Annotated in this window: 26 protein-coding genes; 22 read left to right on the top strand and 4 right to left on the bottom strand. The window is 41.7% G+C overall.

The window, feature by feature from the left end; translation table 11 throughout:
• The first annotated feature begins 47 nt into the window (after window positions 1-47).
• Complete coding sequence (locus AM592_RS08775) at window positions 48-626, top strand: ComE operon protein 2 (protein ID WP_098945217.1); 579 nt, start codon at window positions 48-50, stop codon at window positions 624-626.
• A complete protein-coding gene (locus AM592_RS08770) occupies window positions 623-2,938 on the top strand; it encodes a DNA internalization-related competence protein ComEC/Rec2 (RefSeq protein WP_053603450.1) in 2,316 nt (771 codons plus the stop codon). The genes AM592_RS08775 and AM592_RS08770 overlap by 4 nt, the downstream gene beginning before the upstream one ends.
• Window positions 2,939-3,064: 126 nt before the next feature.
• On the opposite strand, the gene AM592_RS23235 is transcribed toward AM592_RS08770, so the two are convergent.
• Window positions 3,065-3,199, bottom strand: a complete 135-nt coding sequence (locus AM592_RS23235; protein ID WP_082363884.1) for a YqzM family protein — start codon at window positions 3,197-3,199, stop codon at window positions 3,065-3,067.
• A 244-nt stretch (window positions 3,200-3,443) separates the two neighbouring features.
• Between AM592_RS23235 and holA the strand changes: the two genes are divergently transcribed.
• Window positions 3,444-4,463: a DNA polymerase III subunit delta gene (holA, locus tag AM592_RS08765; protein ID WP_053603449.1), complete on the top strand. Its 1,020-nt coding sequence runs from the start codon at window positions 3,444-3,446 to the stop codon at window positions 4,461-4,463.
• 39 nt (window positions 4,464-4,502) lie between these two features.
• Here the strand turns inward: holA and rpsT are convergent, their stop codons facing one another.
• Window positions 4,503-4,769: a 30S ribosomal protein S20 gene (rpsT, locus tag AM592_RS08760; RefSeq protein WP_053603448.1), complete on the bottom strand. Its 267-nt coding sequence runs from the start codon at window positions 4,767-4,769 to the stop codon at window positions 4,503-4,505.
• A 185-nt stretch (window positions 4,770-4,954) separates the two neighbouring features.
• On the opposite strand from rpsT, the gene gpr reads away from it, so the two are divergent.
• The 3 genes from gpr (at window position 4,955) to AM592_RS08745 (ending at window position 7,697) form a co-directional block, all read left to right on the top strand.
• Window positions 4,955-6,058 (top strand): GPR endopeptidase, encoded by a 1,104-nt coding sequence (gene gpr, locus AM592_RS08755; RefSeq protein ID WP_053603447.1) that lies wholly within the window; start codon window positions 4,955-4,957, stop codon window positions 6,056-6,058.
• A gap of 71 nt (window positions 6,059-6,129) precedes the next feature.
• Complete coding sequence (spoIIP, locus tag AM592_RS08750; RefSeq protein WP_053603446.1) at window positions 6,130-7,338, top strand: stage II sporulation protein P; 1,209 nt, start codon at window positions 6,130-6,132, stop codon at window positions 7,336-7,338.
• Window positions 7,339-7,352: 14 nt separating this feature from the next.
• Window positions 7,353-7,697 carry a YqxA family protein gene (locus AM592_RS08745; RefSeq protein WP_053603445.1) on the top strand — a complete coding sequence of 115 codons (345 nt, stop codon included), beginning with the start codon at window positions 7,353-7,355 and terminating at the stop codon, window positions 7,695-7,697.
• A gap of 27 nt (window positions 7,698-7,724) precedes the next feature.
• Here the strand turns inward: AM592_RS08745 and AM592_RS08740 are convergent, their stop codons facing one another.
• Complete coding sequence (locus tag AM592_RS08740) at window positions 7,725-8,258, bottom strand: GNAT family N-acetyltransferase (protein ID WP_225970345.1); 534 nt, start codon at window positions 8,256-8,258, stop codon at window positions 7,725-7,727.
• 131 nt (window positions 8,259-8,389) lie between these two features.
• On the opposite strand from AM592_RS08740, the gene lepA reads away from it, so the two are divergent.
• The 10 genes from lepA (at window position 8,390) to deoC (ending at window position 20,175) form a co-directional block, all read left to right on the top strand.
• Window positions 8,390-10,225 (top strand): translation elongation factor 4, encoded by a 1,836-nt coding sequence (lepA, locus tag AM592_RS08735; RefSeq protein ID WP_053603444.1) that lies wholly within the window; start codon window positions 8,390-8,392, stop codon window positions 10,223-10,225.
• 60 nt (window positions 10,226-10,285) lie between these two features.
• Window positions 10,286-11,419 carry a radical SAM family heme chaperone HemW gene (hemW, locus tag AM592_RS08730; RefSeq protein ID WP_053603443.1) on the top strand — a complete coding sequence of 378 codons (1,134 nt, stop codon included), beginning with the start codon at window positions 10,286-10,288 and terminating at the stop codon, window positions 11,417-11,419.
• A gap of 85 nt (window positions 11,420-11,504) precedes the next feature.
• Entirely contained in the window at window positions 11,505-12,536 is a 1,032-nt protein-coding gene (gene hrcA / locus AM592_RS08725; protein ID WP_053603442.1) for a heat-inducible transcriptional repressor HrcA, read from the top strand.
• A 68-nt stretch (window positions 12,537-12,604) separates the two neighbouring features.
• Entirely contained in the window at window positions 12,605-13,198 is a 594-nt protein-coding gene (gene grpE, locus AM592_RS08720; protein WP_053603441.1) for a nucleotide exchange factor GrpE, read from the top strand.
• Window positions 13,199-13,221: 23 nt separating this feature from the next.
• A complete protein-coding gene (dnaK, locus tag AM592_RS08715; RefSeq protein WP_053603440.1) occupies window positions 13,222-15,057 on the top strand; it encodes a molecular chaperone DnaK in 1,836 nt (611 codons plus the stop codon).
• A 154-nt stretch (window positions 15,058-15,211) separates the two neighbouring features.
• Window positions 15,212-16,336, top strand: coding sequence for a molecular chaperone DnaJ (gene dnaJ, locus AM592_RS08710; RefSeq protein ID WP_053603439.1), 1,125 nt, complete (start codon window positions 15,212-15,214; stop codon window positions 16,334-16,336).
• Between the two features lie 19 nt (window positions 16,337-16,355).
• A complete protein-coding gene (prmA, locus tag AM592_RS08705; RefSeq protein WP_053603438.1) occupies window positions 16,356-17,291 on the top strand; it encodes a 50S ribosomal protein L11 methyltransferase in 936 nt (311 codons plus the stop codon).
• Between the two features lie 19 nt (window positions 17,292-17,310).
• Complete coding sequence (locus AM592_RS08700) at window positions 17,311-18,081, top strand: 16S rRNA (uracil(1498)-N(3))-methyltransferase (protein ID WP_053603437.1); 771 nt, start codon at window positions 17,311-17,313, stop codon at window positions 18,079-18,081.
• Window positions 18,081-19,436, top strand: a complete 1,356-nt coding sequence (gene mtaB / locus AM592_RS08695; RefSeq protein ID WP_053603436.1) for a tRNA (N(6)-L-threonylcarbamoyladenosine(37)-C(2))-methylthiotransferase MtaB — start codon at window positions 18,081-18,083, stop codon at window positions 19,434-19,436. Before AM592_RS08700 ends, mtaB begins: the two co-directional genes overlap by 1 nt.
• Window positions 19,437-19,503: 67 nt before the next feature.
• A complete protein-coding gene (deoC, locus tag AM592_RS08690; RefSeq protein WP_053603435.1) occupies window positions 19,504-20,175 on the top strand; it encodes a deoxyribose-phosphate aldolase in 672 nt (223 codons plus the stop codon).
• Window positions 20,176-20,384: 209 nt separating this feature from the next.
• Here deoC and AM592_RS08685 read toward each other — a convergent pair whose 3' ends face one another.
• Entirely contained in the window at window positions 20,385-21,302 is a 918-nt protein-coding gene (locus tag AM592_RS08685; protein ID WP_053603434.1) for a Na/Pi symporter, read from the bottom strand.
• A 179-nt stretch (window positions 21,303-21,481) separates the two neighbouring features.
• On the opposite strand from AM592_RS08685, the gene rpsU reads away from it, so the two are divergent.
• The 6 genes from rpsU to yqfC all read left to right on the top strand — a co-directional run bounded on the left by rpsU (window position 21,482) and on the right by yqfC (window position 25,399).
• A complete protein-coding gene (rpsU, locus tag AM592_RS08680; RefSeq protein WP_003152957.1) occupies window positions 21,482-21,655 on the top strand; it encodes a 30S ribosomal protein S21 in 174 nt (57 codons plus the stop codon).
• A gap of 14 nt (window positions 21,656-21,669) precedes the next feature.
• The gene (locus AM592_RS08675; protein ID WP_053603433.1) at window positions 21,670-22,116 is read left to right on the top strand and encodes a GatB/YqeY domain-containing protein; all 447 of its coding nucleotides are present in this window, start codon (window positions 21,670-21,672) and stop codon (window positions 22,114-22,116) included.
• A gap of 147 nt (window positions 22,117-22,263) precedes the next feature.
• On the top strand, window positions 22,264-23,577 hold the full coding sequence (locus tag AM592_RS08670) for an NfeD family protein (protein ID WP_053603432.1): 1,314 nt from the start codon (window positions 22,264-22,266) through the stop codon (window positions 23,575-23,577).
• Window positions 23,578-23,599: 22 nt separating this feature from the next.
• Window positions 23,600-24,595 (top strand): flotillin-like protein FloA, encoded by a 996-nt coding sequence (floA, locus tag AM592_RS08665; protein WP_053603431.1) that lies wholly within the window; start codon window positions 23,600-23,602, stop codon window positions 24,593-24,595.
• A 27-nt stretch (window positions 24,596-24,622) separates the two neighbouring features.
• Window positions 24,623-25,060 carry a hypothetical protein gene (locus AM592_RS08660; protein WP_053603430.1) on the top strand — a complete coding sequence of 146 codons (438 nt, stop codon included), beginning with the start codon at window positions 24,623-24,625 and terminating at the stop codon, window positions 25,058-25,060.
• Window positions 25,061-25,114: 54 nt separating this feature from the next.
• Window positions 25,115-25,399, top strand: coding sequence for a sporulation protein YqfC (gene yqfC, locus AM592_RS08655; RefSeq protein WP_053603429.1), 285 nt, complete (start codon window positions 25,115-25,117; stop codon window positions 25,397-25,399).
• Window positions 25,400-25,406: the final 7 nt, after the last annotated feature.

Raw genomic sequence — 25,406 nt, 5'->3', positions numbered from 1 at the left:
AGGAATGTAAACTAAAACACAGGTTAATAGAGTAAGGAGGAACCAGGTTGGAAGAACGAATTTCTTGGGATCAATATTTTATGGCCCAAAGCCATCTGCTCGCACTGAGAAGCACATGTACAAGACTTGAGGTTGGTGCAACAATTGTCAGGGACAAGCGTATTATTGCCGGGGGCTATAACGGCTCGATCGCAGGGGGAGTGCACTGTATAGATGAGGGATGTTACGTCATTGACTCTCATTGTGTACGAACGATTCATGCGGAAATGAATGCAATCCTGCAATGTGCGAAATTCGGCGTTCCGACAGAAGGGGCGGAAATGTACGTTACGCATTTTCCGTGTTTGCCATGCTGTAAATCGATTATTCAAGCAGGTATTCGACGTTTGTATTACGCAAAAAATTATAAAAATCATCAATATGCAGTGGAATTATTTCAACAGGCAAATGTAAAAGTCGAGCAAGTAGATGTAGATCATAGAATGATAGACGGAAAAAACAGAGAAAAACAAGTTTTTGTTGAAGGCTTGATTGATAAGCTGTCTTCAACTGGTATTGAGGAGGAAGAAAGAAAGAAACTGTTTGAGGAAGCGAACCGGCTTTTTGCTTCGAATGTTTCTTCATGAGTCTGCGTTTTTTTCTGCTGGCAATTTCATCTGCAGCTGGAATTGCCATTGCATCTTCTTCTAACCTCTTCTTTCTTCCAGTCATTATCTGCCTCTTTATCTATTGTCTCTACCAAAGACGAATCGAGCTGTTTTTTCTATGCCTGTTTTTTATTTTTCTCTTTTTCTTCAATTTCAAATTAATAGACCATATAAATATTACCCGCTTCGAAGAAGGATCTCTGCGTACGGAGGCTTCACTTATTGATATTCCAAAACTAGACGGAGATCGTTTTTCCGCAAACGTTAAGACGAGGGAAGGAGAAATCTTTTCTGCTGTTTATTATTTGAATGAGCCATCCGAAATATCAAAGCTTTCACAACTTGAGCCAGGGAATGTATGCGTGATGAATGGCGAATTGAAACCACCGAAAAATGCAACTGTTCCAGGAACATTTAATTATAAGCAATATTTGCATGATAAAAAGATTCATTGGATCTATCGTGTAAATTCTATTGAGGATTGCAGGATGACCGGGAATTTCCCGCTTAAGAAAATCAGAAAAGCTGGATTGGATTTTATTAAAGAGCATGTACCGGAAACTTCAGCCGGCATTGTACAGGCGTTGATATTTGGCGATCAGCAAAATATAGATCCCGAAGTCATTGATGCTTATCAGCAGCTCGGAATTATCCATATCCTTGCAATTTCCGGCCTCCATGTTGGAATCTTAACTGCCGCCCTCTATCATGTCTTGCTTCGTCTTGGAATGACAAGAGAATCAGCAAAGCTTCTTCTCATAGCTGTCCTGCCTCTGTATTCGATCATAACTGGTGCATCTCCGTCAGTGTTAAGAGCGGCATTTATGACAATGGCATTCCTGTTGTTTTCGTTGATCAATGTCCGCCTGAAAACGGCAGATGCTTTATGTCTCGTATTTTTAGGGCTTCTCCTGATTGATCCCTATCAATTATTTCAAGTCGGATTTCAGCTTTCATTTGCTGTTACCTTTTTTCTTCTCATGTCAAAATCGATTATTCAGCAAATCGCCTCTCGAATAGGCCAGCTTATCATGGTCTCCTTGATTGCACAGCTAGGTTCATTGCCGATCCTTCTTTACCACTTTCAATCAGTTTCTCTTTTAGGCTTGGTAATGAATATTCTCTTTGTTCCTTTTTATACGTTGCTTATTCTTCCGTTTGCGTTAATCAATTTTATCCTTATGCTAGCTTTTCCTTCACTCGGCGCTTTCTTTTTTCGATTTCTTGACTTCCTGATGCAGTGGAGCCATCAAATCGCGGTTACCATGGCTGCTATTGATCCTGTGCAAATCATCACAGTAAAACCGGGTCTTTTTCAGCTTCTTTTCTATGTGATGAGCGCTGTTCTTTTATTATATAAGCTGGAAACGTCTGGTCCGGGTAAAGCTTCATTTGTTTCTTCGCTCCTTTTAGTTGCTGCTGTAGTCCTTCATCTATTGACTCCTTCTTTCTTAGCAAAAGGAGAGGTTGTGATGCTTGATATTGGCCAGGGAGACAGCATGTTTATTTCTGCTCCTCGGTCAAAGGGCAATGTATTGGTAGACACGGGAGGAATCGTATCCTTTCCAAAGGAAGAATGGCGAAAGAGAAAATCACAGTTTTCCATCGGGAAGAATATCCTTATCCCATTCCTGACAGCAAAAGGCATTCGGCAGCTTGATGCTCTCGTATTAACACATGCGGACCAAGACCATATTGGCGAAGCGGATGTTTTAATCACTCAAAAGAAAGTAAAAAAATTGATTGTACCTATAGGTTTTATACGGGAAAGGAGTGATGAATCTCTGATTACGCAGGCTATGGAAAATGGAATTCCTGTAGAGGTTGTTCAAAGCGGGGATGTTTTAGAAATCAATGATTTAACTTTTCGAGTGCTGGCTCCTGAAGAAATTGATAAAGAGAGTAAAAATAACAGCTCGCTCGTATTATGGTTTCGGGCAAATGATATCAGCTGGCTGCTTACTGGAGATCTTGAAAAGGAAGGAGAGCTCAGTTTATTGAAGAAATATCCTTCTTTAATGGCGGACATCCTTAAAGTGGGACATCACGGCAGCAAAGGCTCAAGCGGGAGCGAGTTTATTAAACAACTCCATCCGAAAGCAGCCTTTATTTCAGTAGGGGAAAATAATCGTTACCAGCATCCGCATCAAGAAGTGCTGAATATATTATCTGACTTTCAAGTGCATACTTATCGTACAGATAAGCATGGCTCGATTCAGTATGTATATGATAACAAGAAAGGAACCATTCAGCTCCACCCTCCATATGATACAGTACCGAAATCAAAATAAGGTGAACCTTCAAACAGTTCGCCGCTTTTATAGGCAGCCCGTCCCCCGCCTCGACGGGGATCTAACTGACCGTTAATAAAAAACCGTCAGCTTAGCGGGCTGACAGTAAAGAGAATCGAAGAAGTCTTACGAGCCGATTAAATGAATTACTGTACCGATAATAAACAGAACGGAAAAGAAACCGAAAGATACGATAAATCCGACTGCTGAATCAACAGCATCATTCCGCTTGCTCTGCACATTTTTTTCAAACTCATTCATTTTGACCCCTCCCCGTGACTTCAGTATAGAGGAGAATAAAGGAAAAATCCATCATTATCGGAAACGTTTTCATTTTCATATACCGTTTGTATGGTATTCCGTTTTTGCAAGGAGTTCCGGACCCTTGCAAAGACGTTTACTATAGATGAGAGAGGCAATTTGTTGCTTCTCTCTTTACTAATTCCTCTGCTCCGGTTTAGGATAGAGATATGCGAACAGCAGGCAGCAGAAAGGTTGAATATGGATGGTATTACAAGTTTGGAAAGATATTAAAAAAGGAAAGATAGAGCCCGTTTATTGTATATATGGAAAAGAACTATACCTCATACAAGAAACGGTTTCCTTATTGAAAAAAGCTGTCGTTGAAGAAGGGACGAAGGATTTCAATTTCTCTGTCTTTGATTTGGAAGAAGAATCGATTGGATATGCCATAGAAGACGCTGAGACATTTCCGTTTATGGGAGATAAGCGGCTCGTTATCGCAAAAAATCCTTCCTTTTTATCAACGGAAAAGAAAAAAGATAAGATCGATCACCCGCTTGATCGTTTAGAAACCTACATAAAAACTCCGGCGCCGTATACCGTATTTATTTTGTACGCCCCTTATGAAAAGCTGGATGAAAGAAAAAAAGTGACGAAACTCCTGAAAAAGGAAGCAAGCATGGTTGAAGCAAAGGAGCTAAGCGGCTCCGATTTAACAGAGTTCACATTGAATCTCGTTGCTGCTGAGAACAAAACTATGCAGCCTGAGGCGGCTCAGGAGCTCCTCATGCTTACATCAGGGAATTTATCTGCAATTGCCCAGGAAGTAAAGAAGCTGTGCACCTACAAAATCAATCAGGAAGACATCACGGTGGATGATGTGAATACGCTTGTGGCCAGAAACCTTGAGCAAAATATCTTTGAGCTTATTAACAAAATCGTAAGTAAAAAAAGAACAGAAGCCTTGCAAATTTTCTATGATTTAATAAAACAAAAAGAAGAACCGATCAAAATGCTGGCTTTAATTATGAATCAATTCAGGCTGATCCATCACGTAAAATACTTTCAAAAACAAGGCTACGGTCAAAAACACATTGCCTCCAATATAAAAATTCACCCGTTTCGCGTAAAGCTTGCTCTTGATCAAGCTCGGCTGTTTTCTGAGCATGAGCTAACGGAGATTAGTAAGACCTTGGCGGAAATGGACTATGAAATGAAGTCGGGGAAGAGAGATAAACAGTTGATTTTGGAGCTGTTTCTCCTAAATGTTTTAAAGAGTTAAACCGAAAAAAAATGATCCTCATGTTCGAGGATCATTTTCTTATGCAGAAAGACCGTTTACTTTTTTCGCTAGACTTGATTTATATCTTGCAGCAGCGTTTTTCTGTACAAGGCCTGTTTTAACTGCTTTATCAATTTTTTTAGAAGCTTCAGAAAGAGCTGCAGCTGCTTTCTCAGCATCATTGTTGTTGATGTGAGCTTCTACTTGCTTCATTGCAGTACGCATAGCAGATTTAATCGTCGCATTATGAGCACGTCGTTCGTTGTTTGTTTTAGTGCGTTTAATCGCTGATTTAATATTTGGCATTTGATTCACCTCCCAAGATCAACCTCTAGGAAATGAGGTCATCTCTAACATAGAACAAATTGTATTCTATCAGACGCCCCATAAGATTGCAATCATATTAGGCAAGGATATTCTCACAAAACGAATGATTTTTTGCTGGTGTGGAGAAACTATCCATATTCATACATGGTGGAGGTTAAAAACATATGGAGCAAAAGAAGCTTGATCTAAGCAAATACACCGTCCGTACAGATTTAGCAGTTGAAGTAAAAGAGATGATGACTGAAAATCAACCTAATACGAAAGATGCTAGTGGATTTGTCGTCAAGGAACACGAAGAAAACGGTGTAAAAATAACTACTGTTGAAATTACTGAAGAGGGTGAAAAGCTATCCGGCAAAAAGAAAGGAAACTATCTGACCCTGCAGGTAGAGGGAATCAAGGAGCAGGATTCCGAGATGGAGGAAACGGTTGTCGAGGTTTTTGCCAAGGCCTTTTCATCGTTTTTAGAGAATTTATCCATCGATCAGAATGCGAGCTGTTTAGTCGTGGGGCTTGGCAATTGGAACGTAACTCCGGATGCACTAGGTCCTACCGTGGTAAAAAACCTTTTGGTCACCCGGCATCTGTTTAAACTCCAGCCGGAACAAGTCCAAGAGGGCTATCGTCCGGTCAGCAGCCTTACCCCAGGGGTTATGGGACTCACGGGGATTGAAACGAGCGATATCATTCAGGGAGTAATCAGCGAATCAAAGCCGGATTTTGTCATAGCAGTTGATGCTTTAGCTGCGAGGGCGATTGAAAGAGTTAATACGACGATTCAAATTTCAGATACCGGCATTCATCCTGGATCAGGTGTTGGTAACAAACGGAAAGAGCTAAGTAAAGATACATTAGGTATCCCAGTGATCGCGATTGGTGTTCCTACTGTAATTGATGCCGTGACGATTACGAGCGATACGATTGACTATATTTTAAAGCACTTCGGCCAAGAGATGAATGATAACAGCCCCTCCAAGTCACTGGTTCCGGCGGGAATGAGCTTTGGCAAGAAGAAAAAGCTGACGGAGGAGGATCTTCCGGAAAAAGAGCAGCGACAATCATTTCTCGGCATCGTTGGAACGTTAGAAGAAGAAGAGAAAAGACAGCTAATATATGAAGTGCTGGCGCCTTTGGGACATAATTTAATGGTGACCCCGAAAGAAGTGGATTCCTTTATTGGCGATATGGCAAATGTCATTGCGAACGGCTTAAATACCTCTCTTCATCAGCTTGTTTCCCAGGATAATAAAGGCTCCTACAACCACTAACTTTCACGGTTCTACTCTTTCTAGCTTGTTCATAGAGTATTTAATAGACAAGCAGTGAAAGGGGAGAACCGATGAAGAGAAGAAAAAAGAATCGACATTTGGTCGTAGCAGTTCATGCGGGAACATTTATTAAATCGGGCTTTGCATTCATTTCAGGGCTTTTGCTGATTTTTATTATTACAGGTGCGCTTACTTCCTTAAGGCCGGAGCTTAGGCTATCCTCTTCTTCAATCAATGGAGTGGCGGCAGAGATTCCCGGATCCTCTTTTTTGCTGTTATTAGCTTCTGAAAATAAGTATTTTGCAGCTGGTGCAAAGGATCAAGAGATTAACTTTCATTTGTCCTCCATTATGCTTAAGCTTGCGACAAGCATTAATTTAGAGGATCCGAGAAGCTTCCTCGGCCGCGAGCTTCCCGGATTCTCTCAATTTGATACGGAAATCCTTGTTGCGGGGGAAGGAACCGACTACACAAATATGCCCTATGAATCTGCTCCTCCTGCCGATGTGCTTGAAAAAGAAAAAGAAGCTAATTTAGCAGAATTGGAACAAATCAATCCGGAGAAAAAGGAAGAATCTCCGAAAGAGACGCCAAAACAAACGACGGGTGATAGAAAAGTCGTTTATATTTACAACACACATAATACAGAATCATATCTGCCTCTATTAAAAGGAGAAACGGATCCAAATCGGGCTTTTCATTCAAAAGCAAATGTCACCTTGGTCAGTGACATGCTTGGAAAATCGTTAAAAGCCGAAGGGCTCGGCAGCGAAGTTGAAAAAAAAGATTTCCAGGCGAGCCTGAACAAAAAAGGCTGGAATTACACACGTTCATATGAAGAGTCACGTTCTGCGGTTCGAGAGGCTTTGGCAGCAAATAAGGAGTTTGCATACACGATCGATATTCACCGCGACGTGAAAAGGCTGAATGGTACGTTAAAAGAAATTAACGGAAAAAAATATGCAAAAGTTGCTTTTATCGTAGGAACAAATAATTCATCATTTTCCAAAAACCATCAAGTGGCAACTGAACTCCATAAACTTCTTGAAAAGAAGTACAAAGGTGTAAGCAGAGGCGTATTTAAACAGGGAGGCAGCCGCAATAATGGCGTCTACAATCAAGATTTATCGCAAAATGCCTTGTTGATTGAATTCGGCGGTGTTGACAACAATTTAGAGCAGCTGAGAAACTCTGCTGACGCTATTGCAGACGTTTTTAGCGAGATGTATTGGGATGCCGATAAGGTAAATACAAAAGCAAATGAGAAAGTAAAACAGTAAAGGAGTTGACCGAAATGGCGGCTTTCACAATGAGATTTTTCTTCTTAGTCGTCATCTTGTTGTTCGGTGTATTGCTCGGAATGCAGCAAGCAAATGACGGGATGAAGCACATGAAGGGCTATGAAGATCCGGATCTGAAAAATGCCTTTGCGCTTCAAGGCGGAGAAGGGGAAGAGAGAGAGGCTTCTGTCCTCGGTCATGAAGTAAGTACAACCGATTTAGAAGAAAAACAAAAAGAGCTTGAAGAGGTTGAAGCCTTTAACATTTTTTCAAGAACGGGAAAAGCTTTAGCTGATGGAATTACAAATTCTGCCCAATCACTTTACGATTGGGCGGCTAAAAGAATAGAAGGCGAGTAGGTTGTCAGCCTTCTTAAAGAAGGACCTTTAAAAGGCAAATTCTTTTTTGAGAAGGCTCATTATGATTCGATCTACATATTGTCCGTTCTTAAAAACATCATCACGCAGAACCCCATCTTTCTTAAAACCAGCCTTTTCATAACAGCGAATCCCACCAAAATTGTCGGCATCAACTGATAGATATACTTTGTGAAGATTTAGCCTCATAAAAGCAAACTCAGCAAGTACCCGGGTTACTTCCGTTCCATATCCCTGCCCCCAAACTGATTTTTCCCCAAGCCAAACGCCAAACTCTGCTTTCCGTGACCATGGGTTAACGTTGAATAGATGAGCATTGCCAATTGCTGTTCCATCCTCTTGAAGAACAGTAAAATCCACTCTGGATGGATCGCTTTTTGCATAGATCAGGGTCCTTTCTCTAACAGTGGCAGGGGTTAGCGGAATACCAGTGCCAGAAGGGGGGCATTTGTTTATATCAGGATCAGATAGCCATCTATAACGCATTTCCCAATCATCCTCTATTACTGGACGAAGTGTAATTCTTTTTGCGGATAACATCATTTTTTCACCTCTCCTACAGATAATATAACATTTCACAAACCGGTACAAATGGATTTCTAATTGAATCTTTACAAGTGTATTGATATAATCAAACCTAGCGCTAACGGCGTTTTACAGTAGGAGTGATAGAAGTGACGGATAAAGAAAATCGCTTAAAAAGGCAATCAAGAATCCGTAATTTTTCGATCATCGCCCATATTGATCATGGAAAATCAACACTGGCGGATCGAATATTAGAAAAAACAGCTGCGATCACGCAAAGGGAAATGAAAGAGCAGCTTTTGGATTCAATGGATTTGGAAAGAGAACGCGGAATTACGATTAAGCTGAATTCGGTTCAGTTAAAATATGCGGCGAAAGACGGGGAAGAATATATTTTTCATTTAATCGATACTCCCGGACACGTCGACTTTTCTTACGAGGTTTCAAGAAGCTTAGCTGCCTGTGAAGGGGCGATTTTAGTCGTTGATGCAGCGCAGGGCATAGAGGCGCAGACATTGGCAAACGTTTATTTGGCTCTGGATAACGATTTAGAGATTCTTCCGATAATTAACAAAATTGACTTGCCGAGTGCTGAACCGGATCGCGTCCGTCAAGAAATTGAGGATGTAATCGGCCTTGATGCTTCAGAAGCTGTACTTGCTTCTGCAAAAGCAGGGATTGGAATCGAAGAAATTCTGGAACAAATTGTCGAAAAAGTGCCTGCTCCGTCCGGTGATCCGGATGCGCCGCTTCAGGCGTTAATTTTCGACTCGCTTTATGACGCATATCGGGGAGTTATCGCTTATATCAGAGTCATTAATGGAACGGTTAAGCCCGGGCAGAAGATAAAGATGATGGCAACGGGCAAAGAATTCGAGGTCATAGAGGTAGGGGTTTTCACCCCGAAAGCAACGCCGACCGAAGAGCTTACGGTTGGAGATGTCGGCTTTTTAACTGCTGCGATCAAAAATGTCGGCGATTCCCGGGTGGGTGATACGATTACGCACGCCAAGAATCAGGCAAGCGAAGCCCTTCCAGGATACAGAAAAATGAATCCGATGGTATATTGCGGACTTTATCCCATTGACACAGCGAAGTACAATGACTTAAGAGAGGCTCTGGAAAAGCTGGAACTGAATGATTCCGCCCTTCAATATGAACCGGAAACTTCACAAGCGTTGGGCTTTGGGTTCCGCTGCGGCTTTCTTGGCATGCTTCATATGGAAATCATCCAGGAAAGAATTGAAAGAGAATTTAAAATTGACTTAATTACGACGGCACCAAGTGTTATTTATGAAGTATTTATGTCGGATGGGGAAAGCCTTATCGTTGACAATCCGTCAAACATGCCTGATCCGCAAAAGATTGACCGAATAGAAGAGCCGTTTGTCAAAGCGACAATGATGGTTCCAAACGATTTTGTCGGGGCGGTTATGGAATTATGCCAGGGCAAAAGAGGAAACTTTATCGACATGCAATATATGGATGCCAACCGGGTAAATATCGTTTATGAAATCCCGCTTGCCGAAATTGTATATGAATTCTTTGACCAATTAAAATCGAATACAAAAGGATACGCGTCGTTTGATTATGAAATGATTGGCTATAGGCCGTCGCAACTTGTGAAAATGGATATCATGCTGAACGGTGAAAAAATCGATGCCCTCTCCTTCATTGTTCATCGTGACTATGCATACGAACGAGGAAAAATCATCGTTGAAAAGCTGAAAGAGCTTATTCCACGCCAGCAATTTGAAGTGCCTGTTCAAGCGGCAATCGGCCAGAAAATTGTGGCAAGGTCTACCATTAAAGCGATGCGTAAAAACGTATTGGCGAAATGCTACGGCGGCGATATTTCAAGAAAAAGAAAGCTTCTTGAAAAACAAAAAGAAGGCAAAAAGCGGATGAAAACAGTAGGATCTGTAGAGGTGCCCCAAGAAGCATTTATGGCCGTCTTAAAAATGGATGACAGCCAAAACAAATAAAGATGTCAAAACAGCCGCAGTGGTTATACTGCGGTTTTCTATATAAAGAAGGTGCTAACGATGAAGTCTGCTTACATTCACATTCCGTTTTGCGAACACATATGCCATTACTGCGACTTTAATAAATTTTTTATTCAAAACCAGCCTGTTGACGATTATTTAGTGTCGTTAGAAGCAGAAATGAAAAACACAATCGAACGAGAAGGAAAAAGCAGAGTAGATACAATATTTATCGGGGGCGGAACACCAACTTCTCTTTCGGTCCGCCAGCTGGAGCACCTGATGAATTCAATCCATAAAGTATTAGAGCCCTCCGGCCAAATCATTGAGTTTTCAGTTGAAGCGAATCCTGATGACCTTAATGCAGAAAAACTTTCCTTTTTAAAAGAAGCAGGAGTAAACCGTCTAAGCCTTGGAGTTCAGACGTTTGAAGACGAGCTTCTCAAAAAAATTGGCAGAGTCCATGAAACGAAGGATGTTTTTATTGCGGTTGAACAAGCTAGAAAGGCAGGGTTTCAAAATATCAGTCTTGATTTGATGTTCGGCTTGCCCGGACAGACTACCCTGCATCTAGAAAGGTCTCTTCAAACCGCCCTTTCTCTTGACGCGGAGCACTATTCGGTGTATTCGCTGATTGTCGAACCAAAAACGATTTTCTATAATTTGATGCAAAAAGGAAGACTCCATCTTCCTGCACAAGAAACAGAAGCGGAAATGTACGAATTAGTTATGGAGAACATGGATCATCACGGTGTGAAGCAATACGAAATCAGCAATTTTTCGAAACCCGGTTTTGAAAGCCGGCACAATCTCACATACTGGAACAATGAGCATTACTATGGATTTGGCGCAGGCGCCCACGGATACGTCAATGGGAAACGAACCGTCAATGCAGGCCCATTGAAAAAATACATGGCTCTTGTTGATGAAAAGGGATTTCCTTATACGGAAGAGAGCGATGTTTCTTTTAAAGAGAAGATTGAGGAAGAAATGTTTTTAGGCCTGAGAAAAACGGCGGGCGTTAATAAGCATGTATTTCAAGAGAAGTTCGGCCAGCCTGTGGAAGCATTTTTTGCCGAAACTGTTCAGAAGCTTGAAAAACAAGGCCTGCTTCTTAATGGTACCACGAACATTTCCCTTACTCATAAAGGAAAGCTGTTGGGAAATGAAGTTTTTCAGTCGTTTCTGAAGTGAATGAATTGACATTTTAAAATGGGTTTGATAATTTTGTTATAGAATTAGCACTCATTCATACAGAGTGCTAACAGGGGTGATGATGGTGTTAACAGATCGTCAGCTTTTAATTCTGCAAGTAATAATCAATGATTTCATCCAGAATGCGCAGCCGGTCGGATCAAGAACGTTGTCCAAAAAAGGTGAAATCCAATTCAGCTCGGCGACGATCCGGAATGAAATGGCTGATCTTGAAGAGCTCGGTTTCATTGAAAAAACTCATACTTCCTCCGGAAGGGTTCCTTCTGAAAGAGGGTATCGATATTATGTGGATCATTTATTATCCCCGCGAATGCTGACAAAAACAGATTTAACCTTAATTCAGTCTGTTTTTAAAGCGAAAATAGTTGAGCTTGAAAGAATTGTTCAAAAGTCAGCCCAAGTTTTATCAGATTTGACTAACTATACATCAATTGTGTTGGGGCCGAGAATCAGCGAGAATCACTTGAAGCAAATTCAAATTGTTCCTATTCAACCTGATAAAGCGGTAGCGATTCTTGTTACGAATACTGGACATGTAGAACACAAGCTGATTAATTTCCCGGGGAAAGTTAATTTGTCAGATCTCGAAAAGCTAATCAATATTCTGAATGAGCGCCTCTCGGGTGTGCCAATGTCTGAGCTGAAGGATCGGATTTTTAAAGAGATTGTAATCTTTTTAAAATCCCATATTGAAAACTATGACCATGTGTTCAGCGGTTTATCCGCAGCTTTCCATTCATCTATTGATGACGGACAGCTTTATTATGGCGGCAAGATCAATATGCTGAATCAGCCGGAATTCCACGATATTGACCGTGTGAGGTCGCTGTTGTCCATGATTGAAGAAAAGCAGGATGTTATACGCTTGTTCGAAAATAATCACCATGGAATATCGATAAAAATCGGTAAGGAAAATGATAACGAAGCGATGGAGTTTTGCAGCCTGCTAACCGCCAACTATTCAGTCGGTTCTAAACAAATTGGCTCGATCGCAATTATCGGCCCGATCCGTATGGATTATTCAAGGGTTGTGAGTTTGTTGAATCAGGTTAGTTCAGACTTGTCAAATGCACTGACGAGTCTGTATGATGAGTAAAGTGACAAAGGCAAAGGGATTTGAATAAAATATATCCGTACCGAAGCCTTTGAGGGAGGTGAACACAGTTGACAGAGAAAAAGAATACAGCAGAGCACGTTGAAACAGAGGAAGAACAACAGGAAGCTGGGGGATTTTCCAATGAAGCTGCTGACTCTGCTAATGAAGAGGCAGATGTTCAGGAAGAGTCTGCAAACGATACTCAAGTTCTTCAAAATGAAGTAGCAAAATTACAAGAGCTTCTAGACGAAAAAGAAAACAAAATCCTGCGTGTTCAGGCGGATTTTGAAAATTATAAACGCCGTACTCGGACGGAACAGGAAACAATCCAAAAATACCGTTCTCAAAATATCGTAACAGAAATCCTTCCAGCGTTAGACAGCTTTGAAAGAGCGCTGCAAATAAACCCCGAAAACGATCAGACAGAGAGTTTATTGCAAGGCATGCAAATGGTGCAGCGCCAGCTCGTTGAGGCTTTGACAAAAGAAGGTGTTGAAATTATTCCTGCAGTTGGAGAGGAATTTGACCCAACCCTTCACCAAGCTGTCATGCAGGTAGAAGATGAAAGTTATGATTCGAACGTTGTGGTCGAAGAATTGCAAAAAGGCTACAAGCTTAAGGACCGTGTCATTCGTCCATCTATGGTAAAAGTAAACCAATAACTACATAGCAGGAGGTTATAAAAGTGAGTAAAGTAATAGGTATTGACTTAGGTACAACTAACTCTTGTGTTGCCGTTTTAGAAGGCGGAGAACCAAAAGTAATTGCAAACGCAGAAGGCAACCGCACAACTCCTTCTGTCGTGGCGTTTAAAAATGGAGAACGCCAAGTGGGAGAGGTGGCAAAGCGCCAAGCGATTACAAATCCCAACACAATTATTTCAATTAAAAGACACATGGGTACAGATTACAAGGTAGAAGTGGAAGGGAAAAACTACACTCCTCAAGAAGTGTCTGCTATTATCCTTCAACACCTTAAATCGTATGCAGAAAGCTATCTTGGCGAAACGGTTGAAAAAGCAGTAATCACAGTTCCTGCTTACTTTAATGATGCAGAGCGCCAAGCGACAAAAGATGCTGGTAAAATTGCCGGCCTTGAAGTAGAACGTATCATCAATGAGCCGACTGCAGCTGCTTTGGCATACGGCTTGGACAAAACAGATGAAGACCAAACGATCCTTGTTTACGACCTTGGCGGCGGTACTTTTGACGTTTCCGTACTTGAGCTTGGAGACGGCGTATTTGAAGTACGTTCCACTGCTGGTGATAACAGACTGGGCGGAGATGATTTTGACCAAGTCATCATTGACCACTTAGTAGCTGAATTCAAAAAAGATAACGGCATCGACCTTTCCAAAGACAAAATGGCCCTTCAGCGTTTAAAAGATGCAGCTGAAAAAGCGAAAAAAGATTTGTCCGGTGTATCATCAACACAAATTTCTTTACCGTTTATCACTGCCGGTGAAGCAGGCCCGCTTCATTTGGAATTAACCTTAACAAAAGCAAAATTTGAAGAGCTTTCTGCCGGTCTTGTAGAGCGCACTATGGGTCCTGTACGCCAAGCGCTTCAAGATGCAGATCTGTCAAGCAGCGAAATCGACAAGGTTATCCTAGTCGGTGGATCTACCCGTATCCCAGCAGTACAGGAAGCAATCAAAAAAGAAACTGGAAAAGATCCTCATAAAGGAGTTAACCCTGATGAAGTGGTTGCTCTTGGAGCAGCGATTCAAGGCGGAGTTATCACTGGTGACGTAAAAGACGTTGTTCTTCTTGATGTCACTCCGTTGTCACTTGGAATTGAGACAATGGGTGGCGTATTCACCAAGCTGATCGAACGTAACACGACGATTCCAACCAGCAAGTCGCAGGTGTTCTCAACAGCAGCAGATAATCAAACTGCCGTTGATATCCATGTCTTGCAAGGGGAACGCCCTATGTCTGCAGACAATAAAACACTCGGCCGTTTCCAATTGTCCGATATTCCTCCGGCTCCGCGCGGCGTTCCGCAAATCGAAGTGTCATTTGACATCGATAAAAACGGTATCGTAAACGTAAGAGCGAAGGATATGGGTACTGGTAAAGAACAAAACATTACAATCAAATCTTCTTCAGGCCTATCTGATGATGAGATCGATCGGATGGTAAAAGAAGCAGAAGAAAATGCGGATTCTGATGCGAAGAAAAAAGAAGAAATTGAGCTTCGCAACGAAGCGGACCAGCTAGTGTTCACGACTGAAAAAACGTTAAAAGACCTTGAAGGCAAGGTTGACGAATCAGAAGTAACAAAAGCCAATGAAGCAAAAGACGCGTTAAAAGCAGCGATTGAAAAAGGCGAACTAGAAGAAATTAAAGAGAAAAAAGACGCGCTGCAAACAATTGTTCAAGAGCTTAGCATGAAGCTTTACGAAGAAGCAGCACAAAAAGCACAAGCTGAACAAGGTGAAGCAGGCGGCAAAAAAGACGATGACAATGTCGTCGATGCTGAATATGAAGAAGTAAATGATGATCAGGAGAAAAAATAAAGCTTCTGATTGAAAAAAGAACAAAATGAAAAAAAGTCAAAGTCAGGCATCTCTTGGCTTTGACTTTTTTCGCTTGAAGCTAGAAAAGAATTGATAAAATCTGAAAAGAAATGATACAATCTTATTTATGTGAGAAAATCGGGAGTGTGAAGCAATGAGTAAGCGTGATTACTACGAAGTGTTGGGCGTCGGTAAAAACGCCTCAAAAGATGAAATCAAAAAGGCTTACCGTAAGCTTTCAAAAAAATACCATCCAGATATTAATAAAGAGCCGGGGGCTGACGAGAAGTTTAAAGAGGCGAAGGAAGCCTACGAGAATTTGTCTGATGAACAGAAACGCGCCCAGTACGACCAATTTGGCCATACCGATCCAAATCAAGGCGCTGGAGGCTTCGGCGGCGGCGATTTTGGCGGATTTGGCGGGTTTGACGATATCTTTTCAAGCATTTTTGGCGGCGGCGGAAGAAGACGTGATCCAAATGCGCCTCGCCAAGGTGCTGATTTGCAGTATACGATGACTCTTTCCTTTGAAGAAGCTGTTTTCGGAAAAGATACATCAATTGAAATTCCACGTGAAGAAACGTGCGATACGTGTAAAGGCTCTGGGGCAAAACCGGGTACTAAACCAGAAACCTGCAGTCATTGCGGCGGCGCGGGTCAATTAAATGTGGAGCAAAATACCCCATTTGGAAAAATTGTCAACCGTCGAGTTTGTCATTACTGCAGTGGAACTGGGAAACAGATCAAGCATAAATGTTCGACTTGCGGCGGAAGTGGCAAAGTAAACAAACGCAAAACCATTAAGGTGAATATCCCTGCCGGTGTCGATGACGGCCAGCAAATGCGAGTGTCCGGACAGGGTGAACCAGGTGTAAATGGAGGTCCTCCAGGAGACCTATTCGTCGTCTTCCATGTAAGAAGCCATGAATTTTTTGAACGAGATGGTGACGATATCTATTGCGAGATGCCATTGACCTTTGCCCAAGCCGCTCTTGGAGATGAAATAGAAGTACCGACGCTGCACGGAAAAGTAAAGCTCAAGGTACCGGCTGGAACACAAACAGGCACGAAATTCCGTTTAAAAGGAAAAGGTGTTGCCAATGTTCGCGGATACGGACAGGGAGATCAGCACATCGTTGTCCGTGTTGTCACTCCAACCAATTTAACAGAAAACCAAAAAGACATTATCAGAGAATTTGCAGAAGTATCAGGCAATCGTCCCGATGAACACGAAATGAGCTTTTTTGATAAAGTAAAACGAGCGTTTAAGGGAGAGTAATTAAGAGGAGTTGGTAGATTTGAAATGGTCTGAAATTAGTATCCACACAACACATGAAGCCGTTGAGCCGATATCGAATATTTTGCACGAAGCGGGAGCGAGCGGAGTTGTGATTGAGGATCAGCTTGACCTCATAAAAGATCGGGAAAATAAATATGGGGAAATCTACCAACTCAACCCTGATGATTATCCTGATGAAGGGGTGGTTGTTAAAGCGTATTTGCAAATCAACAGCTTTCTTGGAGAAACTGTTGATGGCATTAAAGAATCGATTAACAACTTGCTTCTTTACAATATTGATATCGGAACTAATAAAATTACAATTAGTGAAATGCACGAAGAAGAATGGGCAACTTCTTGGAAGAAATATTATCATCCCGTAAAAATATCAGAAAAAGTTACGATTGTGCCAACCTGGGAGGAATATACGCCGGTAAATACCGATGAGCTCATTATTGAGCTGGATCCGGGAATGGCTTTCGGAACCGGAACGCACCCTACGACCGTTCTTTGTATCCAGGCGCTTGAAAGGTACCTCCATAAAGGGGATCACGTTATTGACGTAGGAACAGGCAGCGGCATATTAAGTATTGCGGCGGCTCAGCTTGGGGCAGAATCTATTCTTGCGACAGACCTTGACCCTGTAGCAGTAGAAAGTGCCCGGCTGAATGTAAAGCTTAATAAAGTAAGCGGGCAAATCACAGTGAAGCAAAACAACCTTCTTGATAATATGCCAGAAGAAAATGATGTTATCATCGCAAATATTTTGGCTGAAGTTATTTTGCGTTTTACAGACGATGCCTATAAGCTGTTAAAGAAAGATGGAATATTTATTACTTCGGGCATCATTAACCACAAGAAACAAGAAGTAAGAGATGCGTTAATCCAGGCTGGCTTTGACATTGTTGAAACCTTGGCAATGGAAGATTGGATCAGTATCATTGCAAAAAAATAAAAAAGGAAGTCGCTTACGTATGCAGCGGTATTTTATTGAACAGAAAAAGGAACAGGTAAATTCTGCAGAGCTAATTTCGATAACAGGCGAGGACGTCCATCACATATCGCATGTTATGAGAATGCAGCCGGGGGATCATGTGATCTGCATGACAAAAGATGGTTTCGAGGCGGTCTGTTTGATTGAAGCCATATTCCATGAGAGAATAGATTGCAAAGTCGAGGAATGGACCGGAAAGTCGAGAGAGCTCCCGCTGCGTGTAAATATTGCCAGCGGCCTTTTGAAGGGCGATAAGTATGAATTAGTGCTGCAAAAAGGCACTGAGCTAGGCGCTTGTTCTTTTCTCTCTTTTCAATCAAAGAGATCTATAGTGAAGCTGGATGAAAAAAAAGCTGTTAAAAAGCTCGAGCGATGGAAAAAAATAGTGAAAGAGGCAGCTGAACAATCCTATCGCAGCCTCATTCCTCATGTGGAGCCTTTACTTTCATTTAACGTCCTGTTGAACAGGATGGATGAGTTTGATACTTGTATCGTTGCATATGAAGAGTCTTCCAAAGAAGGAGAGGCAAGCGAATTTTATCAAGTATTAAAACGCTCGTCATCAGATTCTTCGATTTTATTTCTTTTTGGTCCGGAAGGCGGATTTGATTCGGAAGAAATCAAAGCGCTTAAAGAAAAAGGAGCTGTTGTCTGCGGTCTTGGACCAAGAATTTTACGAGCAGAGACGGCACCGCTTTACGCTTTATCTGCCATATCCTACCATACTGAGTTAGCTAGAGGTGAACAATAATGTCAACAGTTGCATTTCATACCCTTGGCTGTAAAGTCAACCATTATGAAACAGAAGCCATATGGCAGCTTTTTAAAGAAGCCGGGTACGAACGTAAAGAATATGAACAAACGGCAGATGTGTACGTGATTAATACTTGCACAGTGACGAATACGGGAGATAAAAAAAGCCGGCAGGTTATTAGAAGAGCGATCCGAAAAAACCCTGACGCCGTTATTTGTGTAACAGGCTGTTACGCGCAAACGTCTCCTGCTGAAATCATGGCAATTCCTGGCGTAGATATCGTAGTCGGTACGCAAGACAGGAAAAAAATGCTTGATTATATTAAGCAGTATCGTGAAGAAAGACAACCGATAAACGGCGTTACTAACATCATGAGAACAAGAGTTTATGAAGAGCTAGAGGTGCCTGCTTTTACAGATCGCACTCGTGCATCATTGAAAATCCAGGAAGGCTGTAATAATTTCTGTACTTTCTGTATTATCCCATGGGCACGCGGCCTTCTTCGATCACGCGACCCGGAAGAGGTCATTCGCCAAGCACAGCAGCTTGTCGATGCGGGCTATAAAGAAATCGTTCTGACTGGTATTCACACCGGTGGATACGGAGAAGACATGAAGGATTATAATTTTGCAAAGCTTCTCAAAGAACTAGACACGCGTGTGACCGGCTTAAAACGGATTCGAATTTCATCAATTGAAGCCAGCCAGATTACGGATGAAGTCATCGAGGTTCTGGATCAATCTGATAAAATCGTTAGACATTTACACATTCCGCTGCAATCTGGATCAAATAGTGTACTAAAACGTATGAGAAGAAAATACACGATGGAATTTTTTGCTGAACGTTTGGTTAAATTGAAAGCAGCATTGCCTGGGCTTGCTGTGACATCTGACGTCATCGTAGGATTTCCTGGTGAAACAGAGGAAGAATTTATAGAAACCTATCAATTTGTGAAGGATCATCAATTTTCTGAGCTTCATGTTTTTCCGTACAGCAAACGCACAGGCACTCCTGCCGCTAGAATGGAAAACCAAGTAGATGAACAAGTGAAAAACGAACGGGTTCATCGATTAATCGAGCTTTCTGACCAATTGGCGAAACAGTATGCCTCTCGATATGAAGGAGAAGTATTGGAAGTGATCCCAGAAGAACGGTTTAAAGAATCGGAAACTGAAAATCTTTATGTTGGGTACACAGACAATTACATGAAAGTAGTTTTCGAAGGCAATGAAAATCTTATTGGAGAATTGGTGAAAGTAAAAATACTCAAGGCTGGATATCCGTATAATCAAGGCCAGTTCGTTACGACGATTAAGAATGAAGCACTTGATAATGTACGCCTGTCGTCTTAAATATTCAAGACAATTCGTTTAGATTACGAACTCACTTTTGTGCGGAAAAAGCAGGAGGGAAACTCTAATGTCAACAGAAATCGCTTATATGATCGATCATACGGCATTGAAGCCTGATACATCAAAGCAGCAAATTGAAAAACTCTGCCAAGAGGCGAGTGAATATAATTTTGCTTCAGTTTGCGTAAATCCAACGTGGGTATCCTATGCAAGTGAATTATTAAAAAACTCTGAAGCAAAGGTTTGTACGGTAATTGGCTTTCCGCTCGGCGCAACAACAAGCGCTGTAAAGGCTTTTGAAACGTCGGATGCGATCAAAAATGGCGCCGATGAAGTCGATATGGTCATTAATATCGGCGCATTAAAAGACAGCAACACGGAGCTTGTTGAGCAAGACATTAAAGCTGTGGTCGAAGCAGCAAAAGGAAAAGCGCTTATAAAGGTTATTATAGAAACAAGCCTTTTGACCGATGAAGAGAAAAAGCTGGCCTGCGAGCTTGCCGTTCGCGCCGGTGCTGATTTTGTAAAAACGTCAACCGGTTTTTCCACTGGAGGGGCTACAGAAGAAGATATTAAGCTGATGCGCCAAACAGTAGGACCAGAAATCGGTGTGAAAGCATCTGGAGGAGTAAGGGATAAAGAAGGTGCTGTTCTGATGATCTCTGCTGGGGCGACACGAATCGGAGCAAGCGCTGGCGTTTCAATCGTCAATGACGAGCTCGCAGAAACAGATTATTAAGATGGAAGCCGCCCGCTCCAAAATGGAGGGCGGCTTTTTTGAAAAATCGTCGCGGGATAGCCGAAATAATGAAAAGATCGCCGGAAAAGATGCAGAATCACGTCATTAAAAAATAAACCTCAAAAAAAATCTTTCAACCAAATTAAATTGTATGCCTGAGTTATCATTATTAAGAATGTGTTTGCGCTGTAAGCCCCCGCAAAAAAACTTCATTTTACAATAAATGCCACGACCCGATGGATATACCCTGTAAATGGCAAGACTATCAAAGCAGTAAACAGATTAAACAATAAGCTGAAATGGGCGATCTGCTGGGCTGGATTTGATGAGAGGAAATAAATGGATTGAAGGAATTGCGGCAAAAATGGAAAAGCGAGCAATACACCGGCAACGTTAAACAGTACATGGGTAAGCGATGTTTGCCGCGCTGCTTGCCCTCCTCGCGCTGATGCCATTACGGCTGTGATGCATGTGCCGACGTTTGAGCCAAGTACGACGGCAAAAGCGTTAATCAACTGGAAAACACCTCCATTCATGAGTCCCATAATGACACTGATACAGACAGAGCTGGAATGAATAATGGCCGTGAAAATCGCTCCGAAAAAAAATGAATGCCAAATGCTTTCATTGGAAATCTGAATCATCAGAGCCCCGAGCTCGTTTTTTGAAATCGGTCCTGCGAGAGCAGAGAAGCTGTCAATGCATAAAAAAATAAGTCCTAAGCCAAGAAAACTCGTTCCTAAGGATTTAAACTTTTGGTTGCCGGTGATCACAAGCAATACCCCAAAAAGAATCAACGGAAGAATCAAATATTCCAGCCGGACGGCTAAAAATTGTGTCGTAAAAGTAGAGCCGACATTTGTCCCCAGTACCATCGGAATGGCCTGCTTAAACGTTAGCGCACCAGCACTCACTAACCCTATTGCGATAACCATAAATGCTGAGCTGCTTTGCAGTACTCCGGTAAATAAGATACTTATTAAAAATGCTTTTAATGGGTGGTCAGTAAATAGCAGCAGGCTCTTCTCAATTTTTTCAGAGGTAAGCGCTGCAAGCCCCTTTCGAATTAAGTACATTCCCCATAAGAACAAAACAATCAGTGAAATAAAAAATACTATAAGCATCATTGGTTGTCTAAAACCTCCCACCATTACTATACAAACACGTCCTAACTTTTTAGACCAAAAAAATGAGTAAAGCTCACTCAGTTGACCAAGGAGGTAGCATATATTATAATGTCAAGGTACGTGATTGCATGTATAATTTTATAGCAGTCGATTGGTGTATTCGGAGGGAGGGAAAGAGAATGTCAAAAACGGTCGTTAGAAAAAACGAATCGCTTGAAGATGCTCTTCGTCGCTTCAAACGCAGTGTATCAAAGACAGGTACATTGCAAGAAGCAAGAAAGCGTGAATTCTATGAAAAACCTAGCGTAAAACGCAAGAAAAAATCAGAAGCGGCAAGAAAACGCAAATTCTAAAAGAGGGTGTATTTATGTCTCTTCTTGAGCGATTAAATCAAGATATGAAGCTGTATATGAGAAACCGTGAAAAAGACAAACTTTCTGTCATTCGAATGGTTAAGGCTTCCTTGCAAAATGAGGCAATTAAGCTTAAGAAAGACGGGTTATCTGAAGAAGAGGAACTCACCGTCCTTTCTCGTGAAGTAAAGCAACGTAAAGACTCCCTCCAAGAATTTTCAAACGCAAATCGTTCAGATTTAGTAGATAAAGTTCAAAATGAATTGGATATTTTAGAAGCTTATTTACCAAAGCAGCTTTCTGAAGATGAGCTGCTTAGCATCGTAAATGAAACGATTTCTGAAACCGGGGCAAGCTCGAAGGCAGAAATGGGCAAAGTGATGTCTGCCATTATGCCAAAGGTGAAAGGAAAAGCTGATGGAGGGCTTGTAAACAAGCTCGTATCGCAGCAGCTTTCTTAACAAATGCCAAAAAAAGCATCTCCTCCTATGGAGATGTTTTTTTAATGAAAAATTACAGCACTACATATTATAAAAAAATGAAACATATTGTTTGTTATTTCCGTAATACAGATATATCAGCAAGAGAGGAGGATGTAATATTAGGACATGGTTAAAAAAAAGATTGCTCTTGCTCTTATCTATGGTTTTGTATTAGTCTTAAGTATAGGAGTTCATGTGACCGCAAAATCCACCTCTGAAAATGTGTATGTCATTCCAATCGAAGATACAGTAGAGAAAGGCCTCTCTCAATTTCTCAAAAGATCCTTCAAAGAAGCGGAAGAAAACAATGCAGCACATATCATTCTGAACATAAATACTCCAGGTGGCGCAGTTGATGCAGCATTGGAAATGGCCGATACTATCAATTCAACCGACATTCCTGTAACCGCTTTTGTCAATAAGCGGGCACTTTCTGCCGGTGCTTATCTAGCGCTTAATGCTGATGATCTTTATATGGCACCTGGTGGTATGATAGGTGCCGCAGCTGTGATTGACATGGAAGGAAATGCTGCAGATAAAAAAGTAGAGTCACTGTGGTTAAGCGAGATGGAGGAAGCAGCCTCAAAAAACAGCCGTGATCCTAAATATGCTCTGGCAATGGCTGATATGGATGTTGATGCCAGCGAAGTTGGGGCTCCAGCTGGAGAGTTGCTGACATTAAATTCTGAACGTGCATTGGAGGTTGGATATACAGAAGGAATCACTGCCAATCTGGATGAGCTTTTGATGAAACTTAATCTTGAAAATGCGAAGGTAACTGATATTAAGGTGAGCTTTGCAGAGAGTGTTGCCAGAATCGTGACTCATCCGGTAGTTATTCCTATATTATTATCGATTGGCAGCCTCGGGTTGATCATGGAGTTATTTTCTCCCGGATTTGGGATTCCTGGAATCTTGGGGATCACTTCTCTTGTACTGTTTTTTTTCGGTCATTTTATTGCGGGGCTGGCAGGTACAGAAACGATTCTTCTTTTTATAGCGGGAATTGTGATGATCTTATTAGAGTTTATCGTCCCAGGAGGAATAGTTGGTGTACTTGGAATTTGTGCTGTTATCATCAGTTTGTTTTTAGCATCAGGAAATATTGCGGTCATGTCGATTTCTTTAACAATTGCGATCACAGTTGCCGCAGCAGCATCTATTCTATTTACGAAGGTGTTGGGGAAAAATATGAAATTTTTTAAAAAGCTAGTGTTAAATGACTCTACTAATACAGAAAGCGGTTATATTTCTAATGAGAACCGACTCGAACTGATTGGAAAAGTTGGTGTTACGTTGACCCCGCTCCGGCCTTCCGGAACGATCGTCTTGAATGATGAAAGAATTGATGTCGTTAGCGAAGGTACTTTTATCGCAAAAGACAAACAAGTAAAAATTGTGAAGACAGAAGGTTCGAGGATTGTAGTCAGAGAAATCTAATTCATACAAGGAGGACCACAGAATGGATCCACAAGCTTTATTATTTTTAGCATTAATAGCAGCAGGAATAATCGTTTTAGCTATTTTCTTTACGTTTGTGCCTGTTATGCTCTGGATATCTGCAATGGCAGCCGGAGTGAAGATCAGTATCTTTACACTTGTTGGAATGAGGCTTCGCCGCGTCATACCTGGCAGGGTTGTCAACCCTTTAATCAAAGCGCATAAAGCCGGGGTTGATGTGACAACTAACCAACTCGAGAGCCACTATTTGGCCGGCGGAAATGTTGATCGAGTTGTAAATGCATTAATTGCAGCACAACGCGCAAATATTGAACTATCGTTTACAAGATGCGCAGCGATTGATTTAGCCGGGAGAAACGTGCTTGAAGCAGTGCAAATGAGCGTTAACCCGAAAGTTATTGAAACGCCGTTTATTTCCGGGGTAGCGATGAATGGGATCGAAGTAAAAGCGAAAGCAAGAATTACCGTTCGGGCGAATATTGACCGCCTCGTCGGGGGAGCTGGTGAAGAAACGATTATCGCCCGGGTTGGTGAAGGCATTGTATCAACCATTGGTTCAGCTGTAGACCATAAAAAAGTGCTGGAAAATCCCGATATGATTTCGCAAACCGTTTTAGGGAAAGGGCTTGATTCAGGAACGGCGTTTGAAATTCTATCGATTGATATTGCGGACGTGGATATCGGCAAAAACATCGGCGCTATTTTACAAACTGATCAAGCGGAAGCCGACAAAAATATTGCCCAGGCAAAAGCGGAAGAACGCCGGGCCATGGCTGTTGCGCAAGAACAAGAGATGCGTGCCCGTGTTGAAGAAATGCGTGCTAAAGTCGTGGAAGCAGAAGCTGAGGTGCCGCTTGCCATGTCAGAAGCACTTCGTGAAGGAAATATCGGCGTTATGGATTATATGAATTTAAAAAATATTGAATCGGACACGGAAATGCGCGGTTCTTTCGGGAAAATAACTAATGATCCTTCAGAAGACAATCCTAAATCATAATGTCCCAAATACAAAGGAGTGAAACCTTTGATCGGAGAACTTCTTACAAATCCGCTGGTCATTGCCATAATTATCGGGATTATTACGACTGCATTCAACGCGATTTTTAAAGAGAACAAAAAAGATTCAAACAAGCAGGCTCCTTCTCCGAAACAGCCATCTGAAAATCGGGAGAACTCAAGTGAAGCTTCATTGCCAGAGGAATTAGATAATTCAGCAGACCTTGTTACGATTCAAAATCAATATGAAAAGCAAAAAGAAGAAATCCAAGACAGGTTGACCAAAACTAGAAATGACATGTCACCTCACAAGCGTCAGCCTGCGGCAAAAGCAGATAATGTAGCTCGTAAGGCACTACAATTGAACAAGGATACAGTTGTGCAAGGGTTCATCCTCGGGGAAGCATTCGGGCCTCCCCGGTCGAAAAATCCTCACTACACAATGAAGAGCCGTAAGAAAAATTAAGTATTAGAACCTCTTTTCAAGTCATACATATGAGTTGAAAGGGGGTTCTTTTTTATGGCGCAAAAATGGCATAAACGAATGAGATCATGGATCACCAAAACGTTAGAAATGCCCCCCGATGTCATGATGGATCTGCCCAGAATCACCATGATTGGACGGCTTCATATATACATAGAGAACCATCGCGGGCTATTGTTATTCAGTGAGGAAGAAGTCAGGCTTATGCTTAAGCAGGGACAGTGTATTATTCATGGCAAGAATTTTGTGATCAAAGCGATATTGCCTGAAGAGATTCTGCTTGAAGGCAAAATTGATCAAGTCAAATACATTGAATCCTGATGAGGGG

This window comes from Bacillus gobiensis (assembly GCF_001278705.1).
Lineage (GTDB): Bacteria > Bacillota > Bacilli > Bacillales > Bacillaceae > Bacillus > Bacillus gobiensis.
The sequence above is the reverse complement of the archived record's forward strand: the minus strand, read 5'-3'. Positions and strand labels throughout refer to the sequence as shown.

Bases quoted from the DNA above. Each gene is read 5' to 3' on its own strand.
- AM592_RS08770 (WP_053603450.1), top strand. From the start codon at position 623: ATGAGTCTGCGTTTTTTTCTGCTGGCAATTTCATCTGCAGCTGGAATT.
- AM592_RS23235 (WP_082363884.1), bottom strand. From the start codon at position 3,199: ATGAATGAGTTTGAAAAAAATGTGCAGAGCAAGCGGAATGATGCTGTT.
- holA (WP_053603449.1), top strand. From the start codon at position 3,444: ATGGTATTACAAGTTTGGAAAGATATTAAAAAAGGAAAGATAGAGCCC.
- rpsT (WP_053603448.1), bottom strand. From the start codon at position 4,769: ATGCCAAATATTAAATCAGCGATTAAACGCACTAAAACAAACAACGAA.
- gpr (WP_053603447.1), top strand. From the start codon at position 4,955: ATGGAGCAAAAGAAGCTTGATCTAAGCAAATACACCGTCCGTACAGAT.
- spoIIP (WP_053603446.1), top strand. From the start codon at position 6,130: ATGAAGAGAAGAAAAAAGAATCGACATTTGGTCGTAGCAGTTCATGCG.
- AM592_RS08745 (WP_053603445.1), top strand. From the start codon at position 7,353: ATGGCGGCTTTCACAATGAGATTTTTCTTCTTAGTCGTCATCTTGTTG.
- AM592_RS08740 (WP_225970345.1), bottom strand. From the start codon at position 8,258: ATGATGTTATCCGCAAAAAGAATTACACTTCGTCCAGTAATAGAGGAT.
- hemW (WP_053603443.1), top strand. From the start codon at position 10,286: ATGAAGTCTGCTTACATTCACATTCCGTTTTGCGAACACATATGCCAT.
- dnaJ (WP_053603439.1), top strand. From the start codon at position 15,212: ATGAGTAAGCGTGATTACTACGAAGTGTTGGGCGTCGGTAAAAACGCC.
- AM592_RS08700 (WP_053603437.1), top strand. From the start codon at position 17,311: ATGCAGCGGTATTTTATTGAACAGAAAAAGGAACAGGTAAATTCTGCA.
- mtaB (WP_053603436.1), top strand. From the start codon at position 18,081: ATGTCAACAGTTGCATTTCATACCCTTGGCTGTAAAGTCAACCATTAT.
- deoC (WP_053603435.1), top strand. From the start codon at position 19,504: ATGTCAACAGAAATCGCTTATATGATCGATCATACGGCATTGAAGCCT.
- AM592_RS08685 (WP_053603434.1), bottom strand. From the start codon at position 21,302: ATGATGCTTATAGTATTTTTTATTTCACTGATTGTTTTGTTCTTATGG.
- rpsU (WP_003152957.1), top strand. From the start codon at position 21,482: ATGTCAAAAACGGTCGTTAGAAAAAACGAATCGCTTGAAGATGCTCTT.
- AM592_RS08675 (WP_053603433.1), top strand. From the start codon at position 21,670: ATGTCTCTTCTTGAGCGATTAAATCAAGATATGAAGCTGTATATGAGA.
- AM592_RS08670 (WP_053603432.1), top strand. From the start codon at position 22,264: ATGGTTAAAAAAAAGATTGCTCTTGCTCTTATCTATGGTTTTGTATTA.
- floA (WP_053603431.1), top strand. From the start codon at position 23,600: ATGGATCCACAAGCTTTATTATTTTTAGCATTAATAGCAGCAGGAATA.
- yqfC (WP_053603429.1), top strand. From the start codon at position 25,115: ATGGCGCAAAAATGGCATAAACGAATGAGATCATGGATCACCAAAACG.